This window comes from Rhizobium sp. BK212 (genome assembly GCF_014197475.1).
GTDB classification, from domain to species: Bacteria; Pseudomonadota; Alphaproteobacteria; order Rhizobiales; family Rhizobiaceae; genus Rhizobium; species Rhizobium anhuiense.
On record NZ_JACIFS010000005.1, the window covers coordinates 242,695 to 263,383 of the forward strand.

The following is a 20,689-nucleotide window of genomic DNA, read 5'->3' on the forward strand; positions in this document are numbered from 1 at the left end:
ATCTCGAACCTTGGGAGGGGTTCAGCATGAGAAACTATCTTTTGGGGCTCGACGCCGGAAACACCGTCATCAAAGCGGTGATTTTCGACCTGAGCGGCAACGAGATCGCGGCTGCGTCCGAAGAAGGGCACAGCCGCATGCCGAGCCCGGGGCATGTCGAGCGAGGGCTGGACGAACTCTGGACGAATGCACGGCAGGTCATCCGCGCCTGCATCGAAAAGGCGGAGATCCAGCCGGAGGAAATCGCCGCGATCGGTTGCGCCGGGCATGGCAACGGTCTCTATGCGCTTGATCGCGACGGCGCTCCACTGCTCGGCATCCAGTCACTCGACACGCGGGCCGCGGGCCTGGTCGATGAATGGCGAGAGGCCGGCGTTGGTGACCGGACCTATCCGATTGCCCGCCAGCGTCCGTGGCCATCCCAGACGCCGACATTGCTTGCCTGGCTCAAGCGTCATCGGCCGGATCTGTTCAACCGCATCGGTACGGTGTTCTTCTCCAAGGATTTCGTCGTCAACCGCCTGACCGGCCGCCGCGTCAGCGAGGTGTCCGATATGTCGGGTGCCGGTCTGCTGGATCTTGCCGCGCGCCGCTACGACAAGGCGCTGATGGAGGCCTATGGACTGGGAGATTGCATGGACCTCTTGCCGCCGCTCATCGAAAGCGCCGACATTGCCGGCACGGTAACGGAAGAAGTGGCGACGCAAACCGGGCTCGCCGCCGGTACTCCTGTGGTCGGCGGGCTGTTCGACGTCGTCGCCTCGGCGCTCGGCTCGGGCGTTTCACGCACCGGCAGCGCCTCGATCATCGCCGGCACCTGGAGTATCAACCAGGTCATCATCGATGGCCCCGACCTCGACGGGCCGGTGTTCATGTCGTCGACCTTCGATCGCAGCCGCTACATGGCGATGGAGAACAGCGCCACCTCGGCTGCCAATCTCGAATGGCTGGTGCGGGAGTTTTTCGAAGGCGAGGATGCGGAAGACGTTTCGCCCTTCGATGCCTGCTGCGCGCTGGCCGAGGCGATCGAACCCGCTGCAGACGACCCGCTCTACCATCCGTATCTCTACGGCGCCCAGCAGGATGGCCATGCACGCGCCGGCTTCTACGGTCTTGCCGGTTGGCATACCAAGGGGCATCTCGTTCGCGCGCTTCTTGAGGGCGTCGCCTTCGGTCACCGCCAGCACATCGAGGCGATCCGAAAGGCCGGCGCGGTCTTCAACGAAGCCGTGCTGTCCGGCGGCGGCTCGCGCAGCCTGATCTGGCCGCAGATCTTTGCCGATGTGCTCGGCGTTCCGGTCAGCGTTGCCCGCTCGCGTGAAACCGGTGCGCTGGGAGCGGCGATTGCAGCCGGAACCGGCGTCGGTGTCTTCGCAGACTTCGGCGCCGGTGCTGCGGCCATGGTCCGGACCGAGCGGCATTATCGTCCGGATGTCTCGCTTGAGGCACATTATGCGCGGCGCTACGCTCTCTATCAGGATATCGCCGAGGCAATGGCACCGCTCTGGCGGCGTCTGACGGCGGTCCCGCTGGCAGCGGGAGCGGCGGCATGAACATGCGGGTGAATGATGCGGCCATCGATGCGGGACGCTACGACTACATCATCGTCGGCGCGGGATCGGCGGGATGCGTTCTGGCCAACCGGCTGTCGCGCGATCCGAAAACTCGTGTCCTGCTGCTCGAAGCCGGCGGCAGCGACCGATATCACTGGGTGCATGTGCCGATCGGTTATCTCTATTGCATGGGCAATCCGCGCACCGATTGGATGATGAAGACGGCGGCGGAAGCCGGACTGAACGGCCGGTCACTGCCTTATCCGCGTGGAAAAGTGCTGGGCGGCTGCTCGTCGATCAACGGCATGATCTATATGCGCGGCCAAGCGGCCGATTACGACGGCTGGCGGCAAGCCGGCAATTCCGGCTGGGGCTGGGATGACGTGCTGCCCTATTTCCTGAAATCCGAGGACAATTATCGCGGCAAGTCGCCGATGCACGGGGCAGGCGGCGAATGGCGGGTGGAAAAGCAACGGCTTTCCTGGCCGATCTTCGATGCCTTTCGCGATGCGGCCGAGGAGCTCGGCATTCCAAAAACCGACGATTTCAACGATGGCGACAATGAGGGCTCCGGCTATTTCGAGGTCAATCAGCGCGGCGGCCTGCGCTGGAACACGACCAAGGCCTTTCTGCGCCCGGCGATGAAGCGGGCCAATCTGCGCGTGCTGACCCGCGCCGAAACCGAGCGGCTGGAATTCGACGGCAGGATGGTGACCGGCGTGCGGTTCCGGATGAACGGGCAGAAACATCTGGCTCGCGCCGATCGCGAGGTCATCCTTTCTGCCGGTGCGATCAATTCGCCGAAAATCCTCGAGTTTTCCGGCGTCGGTCGCCCGGATGTGTTGTCCGCTGCCGGACTGGACGTCGCCCACGAACTTCGGGGTGTCGGCGAAAACCTGCAGGACCATTTGCAGATCCGTACGGTCTTCCGCATCGAGGGCGCAAAGACGCTGAACCAGCTCTATCACAACTTGTTCAGCCGAGCGGGTATGGGGCTTGAATATATGCTGCGCCGGTCCGGTCCGCTGTCGATGGCGCCGAGCCAGCTCGGTATCTTTGCCAAGAGCGATCCGGCTGTTGCGACCGCCGATCTCGAATATCACGTGCAGCCCTTGAGCACAGACCGGCTCGGCGAGCCGCTGCATAAATATCCCGCTGTCACCGTCTCCGTCTGCAATCTGCGGCCGGAAAGCCGGGGGAGCGTGCATGTTGGCGGCCCGGACCTTTGCGTGGCGCCGGAAATCCGCCCGAACTATCTTTCGACAGCCGGCGACCGGATGGTTGCGACGAAATCGATCCGGCATGCCCGCCGGCTGATGGAGGCCGATGCCATTCGCAATTACCGGCCGCAGGAGGTGCTGCCGGGCACGGAATATCAGAGTGACGAGGACCTGATCCGTCGGGTCGGCGATATCGCCACAACGATTTTCCATCCGGTCGGCACCTGCAAGATGGGCAGCGACACCATGGCGGTTGTCGATCCGCAATTGCGGGTGCATGGGCTTGCGAGACTGCGGGTGGTCGATGCCTCGATCATGCCGACGATCGTCTCGGGCAATACCAACTCGCCAGTAATCATGATTGCCGAAAAGGCCGCGGAAAGCATTCTATCAGAGGCTTAACGCGGTTTTCCCAGACGAAGCGCGAAGCGGTTTTGCCGGGAATCGGCGTCATAACAGGGGGTTCCGCCGAACCGCTTTCGATCTAAAGCGCCCAGTCGGACCTCGGCAGCTTTGTCCTCGCGGCAAATCGTTTCCAGCGCCAACGAGGCACGACTGGAGTGTCTCTGTTTGTGCCGCAGGATTGCAAATTGGCGGGACGGCAAAGGGAAGCGCGCCTTAACCAGCAGACCCTGCGTCAAGAGCGGCGCGGCCACGGCGCCGGAAACGACCGTTGCGCAGAGGCCTTCTCTTGCTGCCGATATGACGGCTTCATTCGACGGCAGCTCAAGCGCGACAGTCAGATCTGCGGGGCCGATGCCGAGATTGGAAATCGCCGCCTCGAAAGCCGACCGGGTTCCGGACCCTTTTTCCCGCATGACCCACTTCGTGCCCGAAACCAGCTCCGCCGGTTCGATCGGTTTGCCACGCGCCCAGGGATGGCGCGGACCGACGACGATAAGGAGTTCGTCCTCGGCGAGCGGCTGAATATTCAGCGCCGGTTCGTCAACGCTGCCCTCGACGAAACCGACTTCCGCCAATCCATCGAGAACCGCTTTCGCCGCCGTGGTCGTGTTGCCGATCATCAGCTTGAGGTCGATGCCCGGGTAGCGGACCTTGAAACGCATCAGCATCGCCGGCAGCCAATAGCTTGCGATCGTCTGGCTGGCAAAAACAACGAGCTCACCCTTTTGCAAGCCGCCGAGATCGGACAAGACGAGTGCTGCGGCTTTTGCGCGCGCGAGCGTGGCTCTTGCCTCCCCCAGAAACACCCGCCCTTCATATGTCAGCTCGATGCGGCGTCCGACACGGTGAAAAAGCTCGACGCCATAGGAGGCCTCGAGATTGCGGATCGCCGAACTGACGGCCGATGGCGTGAGGCCGATCGCCGCGGCGGCATTGGTCAGGTGCTCGCGTTCCGCAACTGCAACGAAAATGGAGAGCTGTTCGAAAGTCATGATGCAATCGTTCGATTTTGCCGAATGAACTATTAAACTATTCAATAGAAGTCGACAATTGAGTATGGGACAGTGAAGCATTCCGCAAGGTCTTGCCGATGCTCGTTTCCGCCTCCCGTTCCCCGTCGCTTCCTGCCGTCCTGCCGGGACTTGTCCTTTGTGCGGCGGTCACGCTCATTGCGCAGCTGGTTGAGCAGTTGCAGCTGATGATTTTCGGCGCGCACTGGATCGAGAGCCTCGTGCTGGCCATTCTGATCGGCATTGCCGTGCGCTCCTCGGTCCGGCTGCCGCAGACCTTCACTCCCGGCATTCACTTCGCCGCCAAGACGCTTCTCGAGATTGCCGTCGTGTTGCTGGGCGCCTCGCTCAGCACGGCCGCCATCCGGCAGGCCGGACTGCCGCTTGTCGGTGGAATTGCCGTCCTGGTTGCGCTGTCCTTGGCCGGCAGCTTTCTGCTTGGCCGGCTCTTCGGGCTGTCGACCAGCCTGGCGACCTTGGTTGCTTGCGGCAACTCGATCTGCGGCAATTCTGCGATCGCCGCGGCAGCACCTGTGATCGGCGCCAAACCGGACGATATCGCCGCCTCCATAGCCTTTACCGCGCTGCTCGGCGTTGGTGCGGTGCTGACTCTGCCGCTTCTGCATCTGTTCCTGGGTCTCAGCGCCGTACAATATGGCGTTTTCGCAGGGCTGACAGCCTATGCCGTGCCGCAGGTACTGGCGGCGACGGCCTCCGCCGGCGCCGTCAGCACCCAGGTGGGCACGCTCGTCAAGTTGATCCGCGTGATGATGCTCGGCCCCGTCATTCTTGTGCTCGGCGCAGTTCATGGTCGCCGTCCCGGCGGCGCCGCAATCAATCTCCGCCATGTTCTGCCATGGTTCATCCTCGGTTTTGCAGCCATGGCGACGCTTCGTTCGCTCGACGCCATCCCGGCGCCGCTGCTGTCCGCGATGTCGGCTGTATCAGCCGCCTTCACCGTTACTGCCATGGCCGCGTTGGGCCTCTCCGTCGATGTCAGATCCATCGCCCGTACCGGCGGTCGGGTCCTCGTCGCGGCGGTGCTGTCGCTGCTGGCTCTGGCGGTGCTTGGGCGTTGCTTGATCGGCCTGCTGAATATCGTCTGAGACGGGGGTGGTGTGCCCAAAATACTTGCAAAGATTCCCGTTGCCTTCCAAACGATCAGCGGCTAGCCTGTATATACAGGGCGGAGAAGCAAAGATCGTCATGCGGGTCATCTCTTCACAGCAAGCTGCGGATCTCCTCGAAGACGGGATGACGGTCGCTGCTTCGGGTTTTGGAGGATGCTGCCATCCCGAGGCCATCACCGCCGCGGTGGAGGAGCGTTTCCTCGCCACTGGAAAACCCCGCAAGCTGACACTTCTGTTTGCTGCCAGCACGGGCGATCGTCAGACGCGCGGCATGGGGCATTTCGGCTATGAGGGCCTCGTCGCCTGCGTGATCGCCGGGGGGTGGCGCGGAACGCCGCGCCTTGGCAGGCTGGCAATCGAGGAAAAGATCGAAGCGCATTGCTGGCCGCAAGGTGTCATCGCCCAGCTCTATCGGGCGATTGCCGCCGGTCAGCCTGGGGTGATCACCCATATCGGGCTCGGTTCTTTCATGGATCCGCTGCATGGCGGCGGCCGCATGAATGCGACGACGCCGCGCGCGCTTGTCGAGCGTGTGTCGTTGCGTGGCAAGGAATGGCTGCTTTATCCCTCGATGCCACTCGACTGCGTGCTTTTGCGCGGCACGACGGCCGACGAAGACGGCAACATCACCCTCGAGGACGAAGCCTTTCCGCTCGACGTGCTTGCCATGGCGCAGGCAGGCCGAAACTCCGGCGGTGTCGTCATCGTGCAGGTCAAGCGGATTGCCGAGCGCGGCTCGCTGCCGCCGGGCGATGTTCGCATCCCGGCGGCGCTGGTCGATTATGTCGTCGTCTGCGAAAATCCGGCCCAGCACGGCGTCAGTTTCGCCGAGACGGACAATATCGCCTATACCGGACGCGTCCGGATGGCGGTGAGCCGCCTGCAGCCGGCGCCGCTGTCGGCCGATAAGATAATTCAGCGCCGTGCCTTCCTGGAACTGGCGCCGCTCCATCGCCCGACGATCAACCTCGGCATCGGCATTGCCGCCGGGATCGGCCGTATCGCCAGCGAAGAGGGATTCGACGATTATACGGTGACGATCGAATCCGGCGTCATCGGCGGCGTGCCGGCCGAGGAGCTGTCCTTCGGCGCTGCCGTCAATCCGACCGCGATCGTCCCACAGGCATCACAGTTCGACTTTTACGACGGCGGCGGCCTCGATATCGCCTTTCTCGGCATGGCCGAGGTGGATAAGCACGGTGCGGTCAATGTCAGCCGCTTCAACAATTCCATCGTTGGGGTCGGCGGCTTCACCAATATCTCGCAGACGGCGGGGCACGTTGTCTATCTCGGCGCATTTTCGGCCGGCGGCGCGGAAATTGCGATTGCCGACGGCAGGCTCGACATCATCCGAGACGGCATAGTTTGCAAGATCGTCGACCATGTCGACCAGATCAGTTCAAGCCCGGCCTTTGCGCCGGAAGGGCAATCACAGCTCGTCGTCACCGAGCGGGCCGTCTTTCGGGTGATCGATGGATGCCTGACACTGATGGAGTTTGCCCCCGGCATCGATCTTGCCGCCCATGTTCTCGACCGCCTGCCGAAGGGCGTCGCGGTGTCGGATCAACTGAAGCAGATGGATGCGCGCCTGTTTTCCACCCATGCCATGAAGGACTTTGCCCCATGAACATCGATGGAGCCGTCATCATCGTCACGGGCTCGGCAACGGGCGTCGGGGCCGCATGCGTGAAGCAGTTCGCCGAGAGCGGTGCCCGGGTGGTCGTCAATTACAACTGCAGCAAGAAAGAGGCCGATGAGACCGGCGATATCTGCCGCAGCCTGGGCGCGGAGGTCGAGATCGTCCAGGCCGACGTTGCCGATGACGCGGCCTGCCGCCGGATGGTTGCGACGGCCGTTAATCGGTGGGGGCGGCTCGACGCCCTGGTGAACAATGCCGCAATGACGGTCAAATCGGATCCTTTCGATCTTGAGACATTGTCGGCCGAAGATTTTCAGAATGTTTTCGGCGTCAATGTCATCGGCGCCTATCAGATGTGCCGGGCGGCGGTGCCTGCCATGCGTGACAGCGGCGGCGGCGCGATCGTCAATGTCTCATCCAACGTGGCCTTTACCGGCGGCGGCAGCTCGCTTGCCTATACGGCCTCCAAAGGCGCGCTCAATGCGTTGACCTTGGCGCTAGCGCGCACCTGCGGTCCCGATATCCGGGTGAACGCGGTTTGCCCCGGCATCATCGATACGCGCTGGATGCGCGACACGCTCGGGCCGGATGCCTATGGCGCCGTTGCCAAGCGGTTTTCGGAAACCGCGCCGCTCGGCCGGGTCGCGACACCGGAAGACGTTGCCGGCGCCATTGTCTGGCTTGTTCAGGGGGCAGACTTCGTCACCGGTGAATTGCTTTCCGTCGATGGCGGCATCCGTCTGTCCGGTGGCGTTCGCAAACCCGTGGCATCCGGCGGAGCCGCATCGTGACGCTGTCGGCCCAATCCATCCTCGATTTCCCGGTGCCGCAAGCGACGCATGTGGTCACCGCAAGGGATGCGATCCTCTACGCTCTGTCGGTCGGCTACGGTGCCAACCCGCTCGACGAAACCGCATTGAACTACGTCTATGAACGCGATCTCGTGACCGCGCCGACCCTTGCCAATATCGTGGCGCATCCGGGCCCATGGATGCAGCAGACGGGTGTCGACTGGGCGCGTCTCGTGCATTCCGAACATCGCCTGACGATCCACCGGCCGGTCCCTCTCGATATGCCGCTGATCTCCCGGTCGCGCGTCTTGTCGGTGGTCGACCGCGGCGCCGAGAAAGGCATGTTCGTCAGCTTCGAGCGGCTGATCGCAACCGTTGACGGTGACGAGCCGATCGCGACGATCGTCCAGACGAACGCGTGCCGAGGGGACGGCGGCTGCGGTTCGGCGGGGCCTGCGCCTGAACCTCTGTCCAAAGTGCCTGACGAAGAGCCGGACTTCGAATTCAATGTCGACATTCCCGCAAATGCCGCTCTGCTTTATCGCCTGAACGGCGATCTCAATCCATTGCATGTCGACCCGCAGGCAGCCGGTAGAAGCGGCTTCGATCGGCCGATCCTGCATGGGCTGTGCAGCTTCGGTTATGCGGGCTACGCCATCATCGCCGCCATCGATCCAGGCATGAAGATCGGCTTGCGGGCGATCGCGGCGCGGTTCAGCGCGCCGATCTTTCCCGGAGAAACGATCACCCTGCAGATGTGGCGCAACGACGCCGAGATTCGCTTCAGGGGGATCGTTGCGTCACGGGGTGTGACCATCCTCGATAATGGCATGGCGAGGCTGTCATGACGAAAGCGGTCAAACCGGCTGCCGGCGAGGCGCGCCATTATATCAGGATCAAGGAGCAGATCCTGGCCGACATCGCCGAAGGCAAGCTGCAGCCGGGAGACCGGGTATCCTCCGAAAGCGAACTGGTGGCGGCATTCGGCGTCAGCCGCATGACGGCGAACCGGGCGCTGCGGGAATTGATGTTCGAGGGGGTGCTGAAGCGATCCGCCGGCATCGGAACCTTCGTGTCGCCAAAACATCTCGACGTCGATCTGCTTCAGATCCGCAACATCGCCGACGAAATACTGGAGCGGGGTCACACGCATAAGGCGGCGATCGTCAAGGCCGGCTCGATGAAGGCGGATGCCAACGTTGCCGACGCGCTCGAACTGCCCCTCGGCGCCGAGGTGATGCATTCGCTGATCGTGCACCTGGAAAACGGCCAGCCCATTCAGGTCGAGGAGCGTTACGTCAATCCGCTGGTCGCGCCCGACTATCTGTCGACCGATTTCAGCAGCATGACGCCGAACGAATATCTAACCAAGGTGGCGCCGATAACGGCGTTCGAACATGTCGTCCAGGCGGTCAAACCGGACCCGGCGATCCGCAAATATCTCGGCCTGAAGAATGATCATCCTTGCCTGCGCGTCTTTCGACGGACCTGGTCGGGCAAGGCCGTCGTGACATGTGCGCTGCTCTACTATCCCGGCGCGCAATATCGGCTGGAAGCACGGTCGACCAAAGGTCCCTGTAAACCCGTCGCCATTCTCGGAGAGAAACAGTGAGCGCCCCCCATTCTCAATCGGTCACCCTCAGCGCGACGCCGCCGACGATCGAGGACATCGCAGCAATTGCCCGTCGCCACGCCAGGATCGAAATCTCCACCGAGGTCGAGGCCCGGATTGTGGCGGCGCGCGCCGTCGTCGATCGCTATACGGAAAAGGAACTGCCGGTTTATGGCCTGACGACGGGACTGGGAGCGGGGGTCGATACACGACTTGCAACCGAAGATCTGGTAGCCTTCCAGATGCGTGTGCCGCAAGCCCGCGCGGTCGGCGTCGGAAAGCCGCTTGCCCAGGAATCCGTGCGGGCGATGATGGCCGTCAGGGCTGCAGGCATGGCGGCGGGCGGCTCCGGCATTTCGCTGAACGTGTTCCGTGGTCTGATCGCCGCCATCAATGCAGATATCCATCCGGTCGTCCCGTCATTGGGCTCGATCGGTGCGGCGGATTTGGCTCCGCTTGCCCATATGAGCCGGGCGCTTCTCGGCTTCGGCGAGATCGAGCTTGGCGGCGAAGTGCTGCCGGCCGCCATCGCCCTGGAAAGGGCCGGCCTGAAACAACTCGAATTGGCGCCGAAGGACGGGCATGCGCTTGTCGTGGCCAACAGTCTCTCCATCGGCCTTGCCTGCCTGGCGCTTGAGGATATCGAGCGGCTCTTCGATTGGTCCCTGAAGGCGATTGCCGTTAATTTCGAAGCGTTCCGGGCCAATGTCAGCGTCTTCGACGATCGCGCTCTCGCTGCCAGACCGGCCTTTGGGCAGCGCCGTGTCGCCGCTCAACTGATGGAACTGCTTTCGGGAAGCTCCTTGCTTGCGGCCGATGCCGCAAGACGTCTCCAGGATCCTTTGAGCTACCGCTGCACGCCGCAGGTCTGGGGCGCGATGAGGCATGCGATCGACGAGGCAAGGCAGGCGACGGAGATAGATCTCGTCAGCTCCAGCGACAATCCTGTCGTCATCGCCTCCGAAGGCGTCATTCTTGCACACGGCAATTTCGACATGACCGCTTTTGTGCTCGCCTGGGAAAGGCTGGGGCAGGCGATGGCGCATTGTGCGGCAGGCACCGCCTATCGGATCATGAAGATCATGTCGCCCGGCATGTCAGACCTCCCGCGCTTCCTGACCCCGATGGGCCAGAGCCGGACCGGTTTTGCGACCGTGCAAAAGACCGTCTCGGCCATGGAAGCCGAAATCCGCCATCTCGCCATGCCGGTTTCGCTCTCGCCCTTTCCCGTCGCCGATGGCGTGGAAGACCAAGCGTCGATGGCGCCGAGCGTTTTGGCAAAGACGCAGGCGATCGTCGAGCGCCTGCGTTATCTCGTTGCCATCGAACTGATTGCCTCGGCCCAGGCCGTCGAGCTGCGCGGCGTCTCAGGCGAATTGGGCAAGGGATCGGCTGAGGCCTATGCTTTCGTCCGCAATCACGTCCCGGCGCTTGATGAGGATCGCGCGCAAGGGCCGGATTTTGCGGCGATCGCCGCATTGATCGGGCTTGGCCCGCTGTAAGCCCGGTTCGCCACTGCCCCACCAAGAAGGGCAGGGCGCCGACCGGTCATGCCGACGGCTATTCTGGGGAACGCCGCCGGTTCGTTCATTGAAAAGTCAACAAGAGGGAATGACTATGAAAAATTGGACAAAGGGCATCCTTGCAGCCGGCATCATGGCAACCGCCATGTTCCAGTCTGCATCCGCAGAGACCATCAAGGTCGGCAGCAAGAATTTCACTGAGCAGTTCATCCTCGCTGAAATGTATTCAGCCGTTCTGGAAAATGCCGGCTTCACCGTCGAGCGCAAGATCAACCTCGGCGGCACGCTGATTGCGCACCAGGCATTGGTGGCCGGCGAGATCGATCTTTATCCGGAATATACCGGCACGGCGCTCGCATCCGTCGTCAAGGGCGAGATGTCGACCGACGCCGACAAGGTCTATACGCAGGTCAAGGACTTCTACGCCAAGCAGTTCAATCTCACATGGCTGAAGCCGAGCGGGATCAATAACGGCTATGTCATCGTCGTCCGGCAAGAAACGGCGCAGGCCAACAATCTGAAGAGCCTGTCGGATCTCGCCAAGGTCTCCAAGACACTAGTCTTCGGCGGCGGCGCCGAATTTCCGGATCGCGCCGACGGCCTGCCCGGCCTGAAGCGCGTCTACGACGCCGAGTTCAAGGAGTTCAAGCAGTTCGCCAAGCTTGGTCTTCGTTACGACGCGCTGGACCAAAAGGATATCGACGTTGCCAATGGTGCGGCGACCGACTGGCAGATCGGCTCGAAGAATCTCGTGCCGCTGGCAGACGACAAGGGTCTGTTTCCGCCCTACTACGTGGCGCCTGTTGTCCGCCAGGACGTGCTGAAGGCCAACCCGAAGGTTGCCGAACTGCTCGAAGCGGTCGGCTCCCATCTCGACAACGAAAAGATGCGGGTCCTCAATGCCAAGGTCGAAACCGATCACGAGGAAGCCAAGGACGTGGCGGTCGATTTCCTCAAGGAAAACGGCCTCCTGCCGAAATGATTGTCATGCCTCCGCGGCCGGATATCAATCCGGCTGCGGTCTGGCGCGGCGATCCATTTAAGGGTTTTTGTTCGAAAATCCGTCCGGTCAGCAGCCGGGCAGGAATATGGAGAAGCGGGAAATGCAGGAAATCTGGATCGATTATCTCAACGCCCTCGATGCCAAGGCGCTGGCGCTGACGAATGACGAGATTCTCGATGCGGTGTCGAAGGCGCTGGATGCGCAGGGCAGGGGTGAAACCGTCATCGAGCCGCGTGTTCATCTTGTGCCGGAGAGCTCCGACAAAGGCCATTTCAACGTGCTTCGCGGCTACGTCAAAGCGCTGAATTATGCCGGCGTCAAAGTCGTCGGCGACTTCGTCGACAACTACAAGGTCGATCTGCCTTCGGAGCTTGCGGTCCTCAACCTGTTCGACCCGAACACCGGCGTGCCGAAGGCCATCATCGACGCAACTGATATCACCGACATGCGCACCGGGGCCGTCACCGCTCTTGGCGCAAAATATCTCGCCCGCAAGGACAGCAAGATTCTCGGCCATATCGGTGCGCGCGGAACCTCTTACTGGAATGTCCGGCTTCTCGACCATCTCTTCGACTTCGAGGAAATCCGCGTGCATTCGCGCCGGCCGGAAAGTCGGGATGCCTTCGCCAAGCGTCTTGAGGCGGATCTCGGCAAGAAGATCATCGTCACCGACAATTGGGAGGATTGCCTCAAGGGCGCCGACATCATGGTCGAGGCGAGCCGCCTGCCGGAACCGGCGCCGCTGTTCAAGACGGAATGGGTGAAGAAGGGCGCCTTCGTCGTGCCCTATGGCACGATGAGCGCGCTTGAATTCGATCTCACCGACATCATGGACAAGGTCGTCGTCGACGATTGGGGACAATGCGGCCCCGGCAAGCCGTTCGGAGCGCTTCGCCGTCACGTCGACGAGCGCAAGGTGACGGCCGAGAACCTGCATGCCGAAATCGGCCAGATCGTCTGCGGCATGAAGCCCGGCCGCGAAAGTGACGAGGAGACGATCCTGTTCTGGCACCGCGGCCTCAGCACCACCGACGTGGCGCTCGGCGCCGCCATGGTCGACAAGGCAAGAGAGATGAACATCGGCCAGCGGCTGCGGTTCGCATAGTTGCCATGGTGATGTCCAAGCCGATCGCCTGTTCGAGAATGTATAATCTCAGTCCGCGCATTCGCGGCCTGTGGGATGCGTTGTTTGCGCTGGTCAGCGTGCAGTCCGGCATTGAGCTCGAGATCATCGCTCATGCAGCACCGGCGCCGCTGTCGGAGCTATGGGCGAGGCCGGACATGGGGCTGGTCTTTATGTGCGGCTATCCGTTTTCGCGTATGCCCGAGGGCGCCAGGCCGACTGCCCTTGCTGCACCCGTTTCGAGCGAGGCATGGTCTTTGGACCAGCCGCTCTATGCCAGCCACATTCTCGTCGCCTCCACCGGGGCGGTGAACGAGGTAGCGGATCTCGCTGTGGCCCGCTGGGGCTGGACCGTGCGCGATTCCCAATCGGGCTACCACGCGGCGCGTTCTTTTCTTGCCGACCGGTTTGCCGGGAAAGTGAAGCAGAGCATGACGGTCGGGCCGCTGCTCAACCCGTCAGGCATCGTCGCCGCCCTCAAGGACGGCAGGATCGATGCGGGTGCGATCGATGCTTACGCCTTCCAATTGTTGTCGATGCACGAAACCGATGCGATCGATGGTCTTCGTATTCTGGCGACGACCGATCCGCTTCCCGCGCCGCTATTGGTTGCCGCGCAAACCTTGCCTGCGGACATCGCCACAGCATTACAGCAAAGCCTCGTGACGTTGCATGAAACGCGTGAGGGAGCGGCGGTTTTGGAACGGCTCGGCCTCCGGCGATTTTCGACGGTCGTTCCCCCGGCCTACGATAGTCTGCCGCTAAGAGCCGACGACGCCGATCGCAGATTGGGGATCACATGGTAGACAGCCGAACGAGCGCTCGGATGCGGAGGTTTCGACGATGAAATGGGTCCCCAAACATCTCGACCGGCTCTTCGACGCGCTGTTGGAGCACCTCTATCTCGTTTTTTCCTCGGTCGGCATTGCCCTGGTGATCTCGCTGATCGTCGGGATATGGGCGGCGAGGCGGCCGCGGAGTTTTGCGGCCATCGTCATCTTCACCGGCATCCTGTTCGCCGTGCCGAGCCTGGCGCTGTTTGCGCTTCTGATCCCCATCATGGGCATCGGGGCGGCACCCGCCATAACCGGTCTTGCCGCCTACTCGCTGATGATCCTGATCCGCAATATCGGCATGGGATTTCAGGCTATTCCGCGTGACATATTGGAAGCTGCTGATGGCATGGGCTACGGCACGGCACGGCGGATCTGGGAAGTAGAACTGCCGCTGGCCATGCCCTATATCGGCGGCGGCATCCGCATCGCCATGGTGACGGTCATCGGCATCGCCACCGTTGCCGCCTATATCAATGCCGGCGGGCTCGGCGTCATCATTTTCGAAGGCATCGACCAGCGCTTTCCCGAAAAGATCATCGCCGGCGGGCTGCTGACGTCATGTCTGGCGCTCTTTGCCGACTGCTGTTTTGCCTCCTTCGAAAGGCTGCTGCGCCGGCGCAGCGGGGGGAAGCCGGCATGATCGTGATCGATGCATTCAGCTGGATCTTCAACAATTCCGGCACCTTCTTCAACGCGTTCAATCGCCATCTTCTGATGTGCGCCCTCTCGCTCGGCATCGCCTTCGTCATCGCCGTGCCGCTCGGATTTGTCGTCGCACGGGCACCACGCGCCGCCTTTGCGGTGGTCAATATAGCCGGCGCCTTGCGCTCCATCCCGAGCCTGGCGATCCTGTCGGCGACGATGCCTTTTCTCGGCATCGGATTGCTGCCGTCGGTGATCGCCCTCATCGTCCTGGCCGTGCCGCCGCTATTGTTGAACACGATCATTGGCATCCGCGAGATCGACGCCTCGGTGATCGATGCGGCGGATGGAATGGGCATGAGCGCCGGACAGATGCTGTGGGAGATCGAACTTCCCCTGGCCGTTCCCGCGATTCTGTCGGGCGTCAGGACGAGCGCCATCCAGGTCATCGGCGGGGCGGCGCTGGCCTCTTTCATCGGCGGCGGCGGGCTTGGCGATTTCATCAATGCCGGCATTGCGATCATGAACATGCCGCGCCTTCTTGTCGGAGCGGTGCCGATTGCCCTGCTCGCAATCTTTGCGGAATTGGCCTTCGGCGCCCTGGAGCGCCTCTTCACTCAACGGCGCTGAGCGGCCGAAAGCGGATATCAGGATGATTCATCTCGATCATGTTACCAAGAACTACGACGGAAGCGGCCAGCATGCGGTCGACAACCTCGATCTCCTGATCGAGACTGGTACGACGGTTGCCCTGATCGGTCCTTCGGGCTGCGGCAAAACCACGACCATGCGGATGATCAATCAGTTGGAGACCCCGACGACGGGACGTGTGCTGGTCGACGGCAGGGATATCGCCCGGGTCGACCAGAAGGAGCTGCGCCGCAGCATCGGCTATGTCATCCAGCAGGTCGGTCTGTTTCCGCATATGTCGATCGCACGCAATGTCGCGACCGTCCCGCGGCTTCTCGGCTGGGAAAAGGCGCGCAGCAATCGCCGCGTCGACGAACTCCTGGATCTCGTCGGTCTTGATCCGGCCATCATGCGGCAGCGTCTGCCGCATGAATTGTCAGGCGGGCAGCGCCAGCGCGTCGGTTTCGCGCGTGCACTCGCAGCCGACCCCGCAATCATGCTGATGGACGAACCGTTCGGCGCGATCGATCCGATCACCCGCGTCCGGCTTCAGGACGAATTCCGCGATATTTTGAGGAAGGTGAAGAAAACCGTCGTCATCGTCACGCATGACCTCGATGAGGCTATCAAGATGGGCGATCGCATTGCGATCATGCGGGATGGCCGCCTCCTTCAATATGATAGCCCGCAGGAAATCCTTGCGCGTCCCGTCAACGAATTCGTCGAGAGTTTCCTCGGCCCCGACCGAGCCATAAAGAGGCTCAGCTTGATTGCCGTATCGACGATCATGACCGCGCCGGAACCGTCCAACGGCGATGCCGAGATCGCCGCTGACGCCACGGTTCACGATGCCTTGGCGCTCATCCTCTCCGGTGAGATGCCGGGCCTGCATGTCAGGTCAGCCGATGGGACGCTTGCGGGATATCTGTCGCGAGACACCTTGTTGCGCGCCAATCGGCTGTAGAGCTCACCTGCTAAGCAGATGCGAGCGCAGCGCCGAGGACACGAACCATCGATATTGGAGCGCAACTCACCGACTCGCTCGCGGTGCGCGAAGGGATCAACATGCCAATGCTACCCACGCGCGCTGAAAGGGATTGCCGATCGCCCGCCTCAGGCTGTAGATCGGTATCACACAATGGGATTGTGTGAAGCCGGTCGCAATGGCGTCAACGCCGCTCATTCATCATCGGCTGTCTGAAGCTTTACCAGCGCGCTGCGCTGTCACATAAGGGGTCGACGCCATTGTCTTCGCTTGTTCTTCCTAGTCGCCCGCTTTCGTTGGCGCGCAACGTCATCTCCACGCCAAATGCTTACTTCTGGTCAACGCCTATCATCCTGGCACTGGCTATCTTTCTCTTCGTTTCGGCAGCGCCAGGCGTGATCCGCGATTTCCAGATCAGCCAGAACCCCTTGGTGCTCGAAAACGGCGATGTGCAAAACGGGCGATGCACGACGCGCAAAGCCATCTTCACGGATTGCGAAGCACGCCTTGTCTACAATTACGGCGGACGGGACTACGACACCGAGGTCGAGGTCATGTTCGTCGATTTCCATACCGGCGACTATGAAACTGGCCTTGTGATCTCAGCCGATCATCCGGAACTCGCGACGATGAGCCTCGGTCTGGATATGCTCTGGAACCGGATCATCACGCTGACTGTGTTTGTCATCCTGCTTGGCGGCATGAGCCTGGGTATGATTTTTCTCGGTATCCGCATTTGGCGGGTCAAGGGCCAACTGCGCCGGCCTGCCATGCTGACCCCTGTCCCGGTCGAGGTGACCGCATTCGACCGCAAACGCGGCGTCCTTTCCATCACCTATAATGACAAGATCGCCGCCGACAAAACGGGGCGATCGGCTTACACGCGCATGAAGAATGGAGAAGAGCCGCTCATCGTCGGTGAAGCCAAGGGCAAAGCGATCGGACTGGCTGTCAGGCACGGCAATACTGCTCTTCCGGTGCTTCTGGACGATCGTCTGCAGCGCGTCGAGCTTACGAATGATGAGCGTGCCGCCGCTCTTGCATCTCTTGCGTCTCAGCAAGAAGGCGATCGGAATGCGACGGTCTTGGTCGAAGAGCCCAAAAAGGCGGTATCGATCTGGAAGCGGCTGCAGATTTTCTTCGGTGTGTTGCTCCTGATCGTCGTCGGTGTGGTCGGCTTCTGGCTTTGGTACGTCACGAGCTCCACGACACAATTTCAATCGCCTGGCATGGATATCAACAATCTCATGCCGGCGCCGTTGAACGAGTGGGGATGCCAGCAGCTCAAGAAGCGGTTCGATCAGGATCGTGCGCCGTTTGGTTGCGTCGCTGACGATTACACAAGTTGGAAATAGGGACTTTCAATGGCGGGCTCAGCCGGGAGGACTGGCTCGGCCTGCCTGGCGCCTAGCCATTTTGGGGATAAGCTCGGAAAAAATCTGCGGATGCAGGCAACACACCATTGCGAAACCAACCGCGCTCGGCAAATGTCACCTCACGTAGCGTGAGACAAGTTCATGTCATTTCGGATCGAACGTCTGGTTGAAAAACACGTCAGCGGCGCGGCCGACGTATTGGTAAGAGCCTATGCCCTGCCGCCGTGGAACGAGAGCTGGTCCCTTGAGGCGGCTGCGGAAAATGTGACCTATGTGCTTGAAACCCCTAGATCGGTTGCGCTGGCGGCGGTTGATGAAGGCAAGGTGCTCGGGATTGCGCTGGGCGTACGACAGCGGCGCCACACCGGCCCGGTGATTTACTTGGACGAGCTTTCAGTGCAACCCGACGCACAGGGTAAGGGAATAGGCACTGCTCTGCTTTCTGCAATGTTTGAAACAGCCAAAGCTGAAGGGTGTAATAGCGTCTGGCTGATCTCGCAGCGAGGTGGGGCGCTGTCGGAGTTCTATCAGCGTTGCGGATTTGCTATGAGAGACGAGCTTGGCCTGTACTCCAGATCGAGCGGATAGTGCTGGATTGGGAGTCTCTGATCCGCCATTGACGATCCTGAGGATGGCGGGCCTGCGACGACGTCGAGCCGCCGCGCATCGATCGAGAATTTACGCCTTTCCATACATCTGGCTCGCCCGCAGCAGGCGTTGCGAATAGGGATGCTCGACCGCGCCTCTGCGCAGGGCTGCGATATCGACCTGTTCGACGATCTCGCCGGCTTCCATAATGGCGACGCGGCTGCACATATGGGAGACGACGGCGAGATCATGGCTGACGAGCAGATAGGTGAGGCCGCGTTCCCGACGCAAATCCTGAAGGAGATTGAGGATTTCGGCCTGAACCGACACGTCGAGCGCAGATGTCGGTTCGTCGAGAAGCAGAACATCCGGGTCCAGCATCAGGGCGCGGGCGATCGCCACACGCTGCCGCTGCCCGCCGGACAGCTGGTGCGGAAATCGGTAGCTCAGCGCCGGATCGAGGCCGACCGATCTCAGGACGGCATTTACGTCGACGGAATTCGTATCCAGTCCCTGGTTGCGCAGCGGCTCTTTCAGTTGCGAGCGGATGGTCTTGCGGGGATGGAGCGATCCATAGGGATCCTGGAACACCATCTGCACCCGGCGGAAGAACGGCCGGCTGCGCTGCCGGTCCAGCGTCTCGCCCTGGAGCGAGATCCGGCCGTCATAATTGGCGTTGAGGCCGGAGAGCGCCCTCAGCACGGTGGATTTTCCGCAGCCGGACTCGCCGACCAGGCCGAAGGCCGTGCCGCTCGCGATGGCGAGGCTGATGTCTCTGACGACGGGTCGCTGGCCATGCCCGAAACGGATCGTGAGATTCTCGATCTTGATCACCGCGGCGCCTCCAATACGGGTTCGTCGAGCCAGGCCGGATCGCGCTTGAGGATCGGCAGCCGGGCAGGGGGATTCTCGATCGTCGGCAGGGATGCGAGCAGCCCTTGCGTATAGGGGTGTCTGGCCTTGTCGAGATCGCGCGCCTCGAGCACTTCGACGACCCGCCCCGCATACATGATGAGGACGCGATCGCAGAAATTCCTGATCAGATTGAGGTCGTGACTGATGAAGATCAGGCCGAGATTGCGGCGTAGCACGAGCTCGTCGAGCAGCGCCAGGATTTCGAGCCTTACCGTCACGTCGAGGGCCGACGTCGGCTCGTCGGCGATCAGCACTTCGGGTTCGGCGATCAGCATCATGGCGATCATCGCGCGCTGGCCCATCCCGCCGGAGATTTCGTGCGGATAAAGGCGGGCCACGCGCTCGGGATCGCGAATCTGGACGGCTTCGAGCATATCGAGCGCTTGGCGGGAGGTCTGCTTGGTGCTCGCCTTGGGATGATGGAAACGATAGGTTTCGGCGATCTGTTCGCCGATCCGCATGACAGGATTGAGCGAATATTTCGGGTCCTGCAGGATGAGCCCGATCCGCCGCCCCCTGATCGTCATCATCGTTTTCTCGTTTGCCTTGAGCAGATCCACGTCGCGAAAGCGCATCCGCTCGGCATTGACGATCGCCGTCGGCGGTAAGAGCTTCATGATCGCGCGGCCGACGGTGGATTTTCCCGATCCGGATTCACCGACGATCCCGAGTTTTTCCTGTCCGAGCGCGAAGCTGACGCCGCGCACGGCCCGCACCTGTCCACCGCCGAAGGCGATTTCGAGGTTTCGAATATCGATCAAGGGCTCGGTCATTCTGAACCTCGGGGATCAAGCACATCGCGGAGCGCATCGCCGACGAGGTTGAAGGCGAGGCTGACCAGCGCAATGGCAATGCCGGGTGCGGCGATGACCCAGGGGCTGTCGAGCATGAACTCACGGCCGCTCGCGGCCATCGAGCCCCATTCCGGCCATGGCGGCTGGGCACCGAGGCCTAGGAAGCCGAGACCAGCGGCGGTGATGATGATGCCGGCCATATTGAGGGTGACACGGACGATCACCGAGGGAATGCACATCGGCAGGATGTGGCGGGTGATGATTGCGATTGAGCTCGCGCCCTGCAGGCGCACGGCGGCGATATAGTCCGCCTTGCGAAGGCTGAGCGTTTCGGCCCGCGCGAGGCGCGCGATCGGCGGCCAGGCCGTCAGCGAAATTGCGATGATTGCGTTGGTGATGCCCGGTCCGAGCGCTGCGGCAAAACCGAGCGCCAGCACCAGCCCGGGGAAAGACAGGAAGATGTCGGTGACGCGCATCAGGATTTCATCGATGATGCCGCCGAAATAACCTGAGACGGTGCCGATCAGCAGGCCGAGCGGGGCGACGATGATCGTGACGAGCATGATGATGTAGAGCGTCGTGCGGGCGCCATAGATCACCCGGGAGAACACGTCGCGGCCGAAATTGTCGGTGCCGAGCCAATGGCTTGCCGATGGCGCGGCAAGCCGCCCGGCCATGTCCTGGACGATCGGATCGTAGCTCGTCAGCAGGGGGGCGGCCGTCGCCACCACGATCAGCAGCACGATGATGGCGAGTCCGGCGAGGCCAAGCGGGTGCAGGCTGAATTTCAGCCAGCCCTGATGGATTTGCTGCGCGGACGATTGAAACCAGCCTCGAGGCTCCGGCGCGAGCAGCCATTTGCGAAAGCCGCCGGTGTCAACGCTGTCTGCGTGCTCAGAGGAAATCGTCATGGC

Annotated in this window: 20 protein-coding genes; 16 read left to right on the top strand and 4 right to left on the bottom strand. The window is 61.9% G+C overall.

The window, feature by feature from the left end:
* The first annotated feature begins 26 nt into the window (after positions 1 to 26).
* Both FHT79_RS18520 and FHT79_RS18525 read left to right on the top strand, forming a co-directional pair.
* Entirely contained in the window at positions 27 to 1,553 is a 1,527-nt protein-coding gene (locus FHT79_RS18520) for an FGGY-family carbohydrate kinase (RefSeq protein WP_047619164.1), read from the top strand.
* The gene (locus tag FHT79_RS18525) at positions 1,550 to 3,175 is read left to right on the top strand and encodes a GMC family oxidoreductase (RefSeq protein ID WP_183903891.1); all 1,626 of its coding nucleotides are present in this window, start codon (positions 1,550 to 1,552) and stop codon (positions 3,173 to 3,175) included. The genes FHT79_RS18520 and FHT79_RS18525 overlap by 4 nt, the downstream gene beginning before the upstream one ends.
* On the opposite strand, the gene FHT79_RS18530 is transcribed toward FHT79_RS18525, so the two are convergent.
* On the bottom strand, positions 3,172 to 4,170 hold the full coding sequence (locus FHT79_RS18530; protein WP_246714025.1) for a LysR family transcriptional regulator: 999 nt from the start codon (positions 4,168 to 4,170) through the stop codon (positions 3,172 to 3,174). The two genes, FHT79_RS18525 and FHT79_RS18530, sit on opposite strands and share 4 nt — an antisense overlap.
* A gap of 98 nt (positions 4,171 to 4,268) precedes the next feature.
* Here FHT79_RS18530 and FHT79_RS18535 point away from each other — a divergent pair, with 98 nt between their 5' ends.
* The 14 genes from FHT79_RS18535 to FHT79_RS18600 all read left to right on the top strand — a co-directional run bounded on the left by FHT79_RS18535 (position 4,269) and on the right by FHT79_RS18600 (position 18,066).
* Positions 4,269 to 5,294, top strand: a complete 1,026-nt coding sequence (locus tag FHT79_RS18535) for a putative sulfate exporter family transporter (RefSeq protein WP_183903892.1) — start codon at positions 4,269 to 4,271, stop codon at positions 5,292 to 5,294.
* 100 nt (positions 5,295 to 5,394) lie between these two features.
* Positions 5,395 to 6,945, top strand: a complete 1,551-nt coding sequence (locus FHT79_RS18540; RefSeq protein WP_183903893.1) for a CoA-transferase — start codon at positions 5,395 to 5,397, stop codon at positions 6,943 to 6,945.
* On the top strand, positions 6,942 to 7,748 hold the full coding sequence (locus tag FHT79_RS18545) for an SDR family oxidoreductase (RefSeq protein ID WP_183903894.1): 807 nt from the start codon (positions 6,942 to 6,944) through the stop codon (positions 7,746 to 7,748). The genes FHT79_RS18540 and FHT79_RS18545 overlap by 4 nt, the downstream gene beginning before the upstream one ends.
* Positions 7,745 to 8,596, top strand: a complete 852-nt coding sequence (locus FHT79_RS18550) for a MaoC family dehydratase (protein ID WP_183903895.1) — start codon at positions 7,745 to 7,747, stop codon at positions 8,594 to 8,596. Before FHT79_RS18545 ends, FHT79_RS18550 begins: the two co-directional genes overlap by 4 nt.
* Positions 8,593 to 9,360, top strand: coding sequence for a histidine utilization repressor (gene hutC, locus FHT79_RS18555; RefSeq protein WP_183903896.1), 768 nt, complete (start codon positions 8,593 to 8,595; stop codon positions 9,358 to 9,360). The genes FHT79_RS18550 and hutC overlap by 4 nt, the downstream gene beginning before the upstream one ends.
* Positions 9,357 to 10,862: a histidine ammonia-lyase gene (gene hutH / locus FHT79_RS18560; protein WP_183903897.1), complete on the top strand. Its 1,506-nt coding sequence runs from the start codon at positions 9,357 to 9,359 to the stop codon at positions 10,860 to 10,862. Before hutC ends, hutH begins: the two co-directional genes overlap by 4 nt.
* Before the next feature lie 115 nt (positions 10,863 to 10,977).
* A complete protein-coding gene (locus FHT79_RS18565; protein ID WP_183903898.1) occupies positions 10,978 to 11,865 on the top strand; it encodes a glycine betaine ABC transporter substrate-binding protein in 888 nt (295 codons plus the stop codon).
* 121 nt (positions 11,866 to 11,986) lie between these two features.
* Entirely contained in the window at positions 11,987 to 12,991 is a 1,005-nt protein-coding gene (locus tag FHT79_RS18570) for an ornithine cyclodeaminase family protein (protein ID WP_063473743.1), read from the top strand.
* Between the two features lie 5 nt (positions 12,992 to 12,996).
* On the top strand, positions 12,997 to 13,815 hold the full coding sequence (locus FHT79_RS18575) for a PhnD/SsuA/transferrin family substrate-binding protein (protein ID WP_063473742.1): 819 nt from the start codon (positions 12,997 to 12,999) through the stop codon (positions 13,813 to 13,815).
* Between the two features lie 37 nt (positions 13,816 to 13,852).
* Positions 13,853 to 14,485: an ABC transporter permease gene (locus FHT79_RS18580; protein WP_183903899.1), complete on the top strand. Its 633-nt coding sequence runs from the start codon at positions 13,853 to 13,855 to the stop codon at positions 14,483 to 14,485.
* Complete coding sequence (locus tag FHT79_RS18585; protein ID WP_047619135.1) at positions 14,482 to 15,117, top strand: ABC transporter permease; 636 nt, start codon at positions 14,482 to 14,484, stop codon at positions 15,115 to 15,117. The genes FHT79_RS18580 and FHT79_RS18585 overlap by 4 nt, the downstream gene beginning before the upstream one ends.
* A 22-nt stretch (positions 15,118 to 15,139) precedes the next feature.
* A complete protein-coding gene (locus FHT79_RS18590) occupies positions 15,140 to 16,081 on the top strand; it encodes an ABC transporter ATP-binding protein (RefSeq protein WP_063473740.1) in 942 nt (313 codons plus the stop codon).
* A 281-nt stretch (positions 16,082 to 16,362) separates the two neighbouring features.
* Positions 16,363 to 17,457, top strand: a complete 1,095-nt coding sequence (locus tag FHT79_RS18595; protein WP_063473739.1) for a hypothetical protein — start codon at positions 16,363 to 16,365, stop codon at positions 17,455 to 17,457.
* A gap of 162 nt (positions 17,458 to 17,619) precedes the next feature.
* Positions 17,620 to 18,066, top strand: a complete 447-nt coding sequence (locus tag FHT79_RS18600; RefSeq protein ID WP_063473738.1) for a GNAT family N-acetyltransferase — start codon at positions 17,620 to 17,622, stop codon at positions 18,064 to 18,066.
* 90 nt (positions 18,067 to 18,156) lie between these two features.
* Here the strand turns inward: FHT79_RS18600 and FHT79_RS18605 are convergent, their stop codons facing one another.
* The 3 genes from FHT79_RS18605 to FHT79_RS18615 are packed head-to-tail and all read right to left on the bottom strand — an operon-like array spanning position 18,157 to position 20,686.
* A complete protein-coding gene (locus FHT79_RS18605) occupies positions 18,157 to 18,900 on the bottom strand; it encodes an ABC transporter ATP-binding protein (protein ID WP_183903900.1) in 744 nt (247 codons plus the stop codon).
* Positions 18,897 to 19,754: an ABC transporter ATP-binding protein gene (locus FHT79_RS18610; RefSeq protein WP_047619122.1), complete on the bottom strand. Its 858-nt coding sequence runs from the start codon at positions 19,752 to 19,754 to the stop codon at positions 18,897 to 18,899. The genes FHT79_RS18605 and FHT79_RS18610 overlap by 4 nt, the downstream gene beginning before the upstream one ends.
* Complete coding sequence (locus tag FHT79_RS18615) at positions 19,751 to 20,686, bottom strand: ABC transporter permease (RefSeq protein WP_063473735.1); 936 nt, start codon at positions 20,684 to 20,686, stop codon at positions 19,751 to 19,753. The genes FHT79_RS18610 and FHT79_RS18615 overlap by 4 nt, the downstream gene beginning before the upstream one ends.
* Positions 20,687 to 20,689 lie beyond the last annotated feature (3 nt).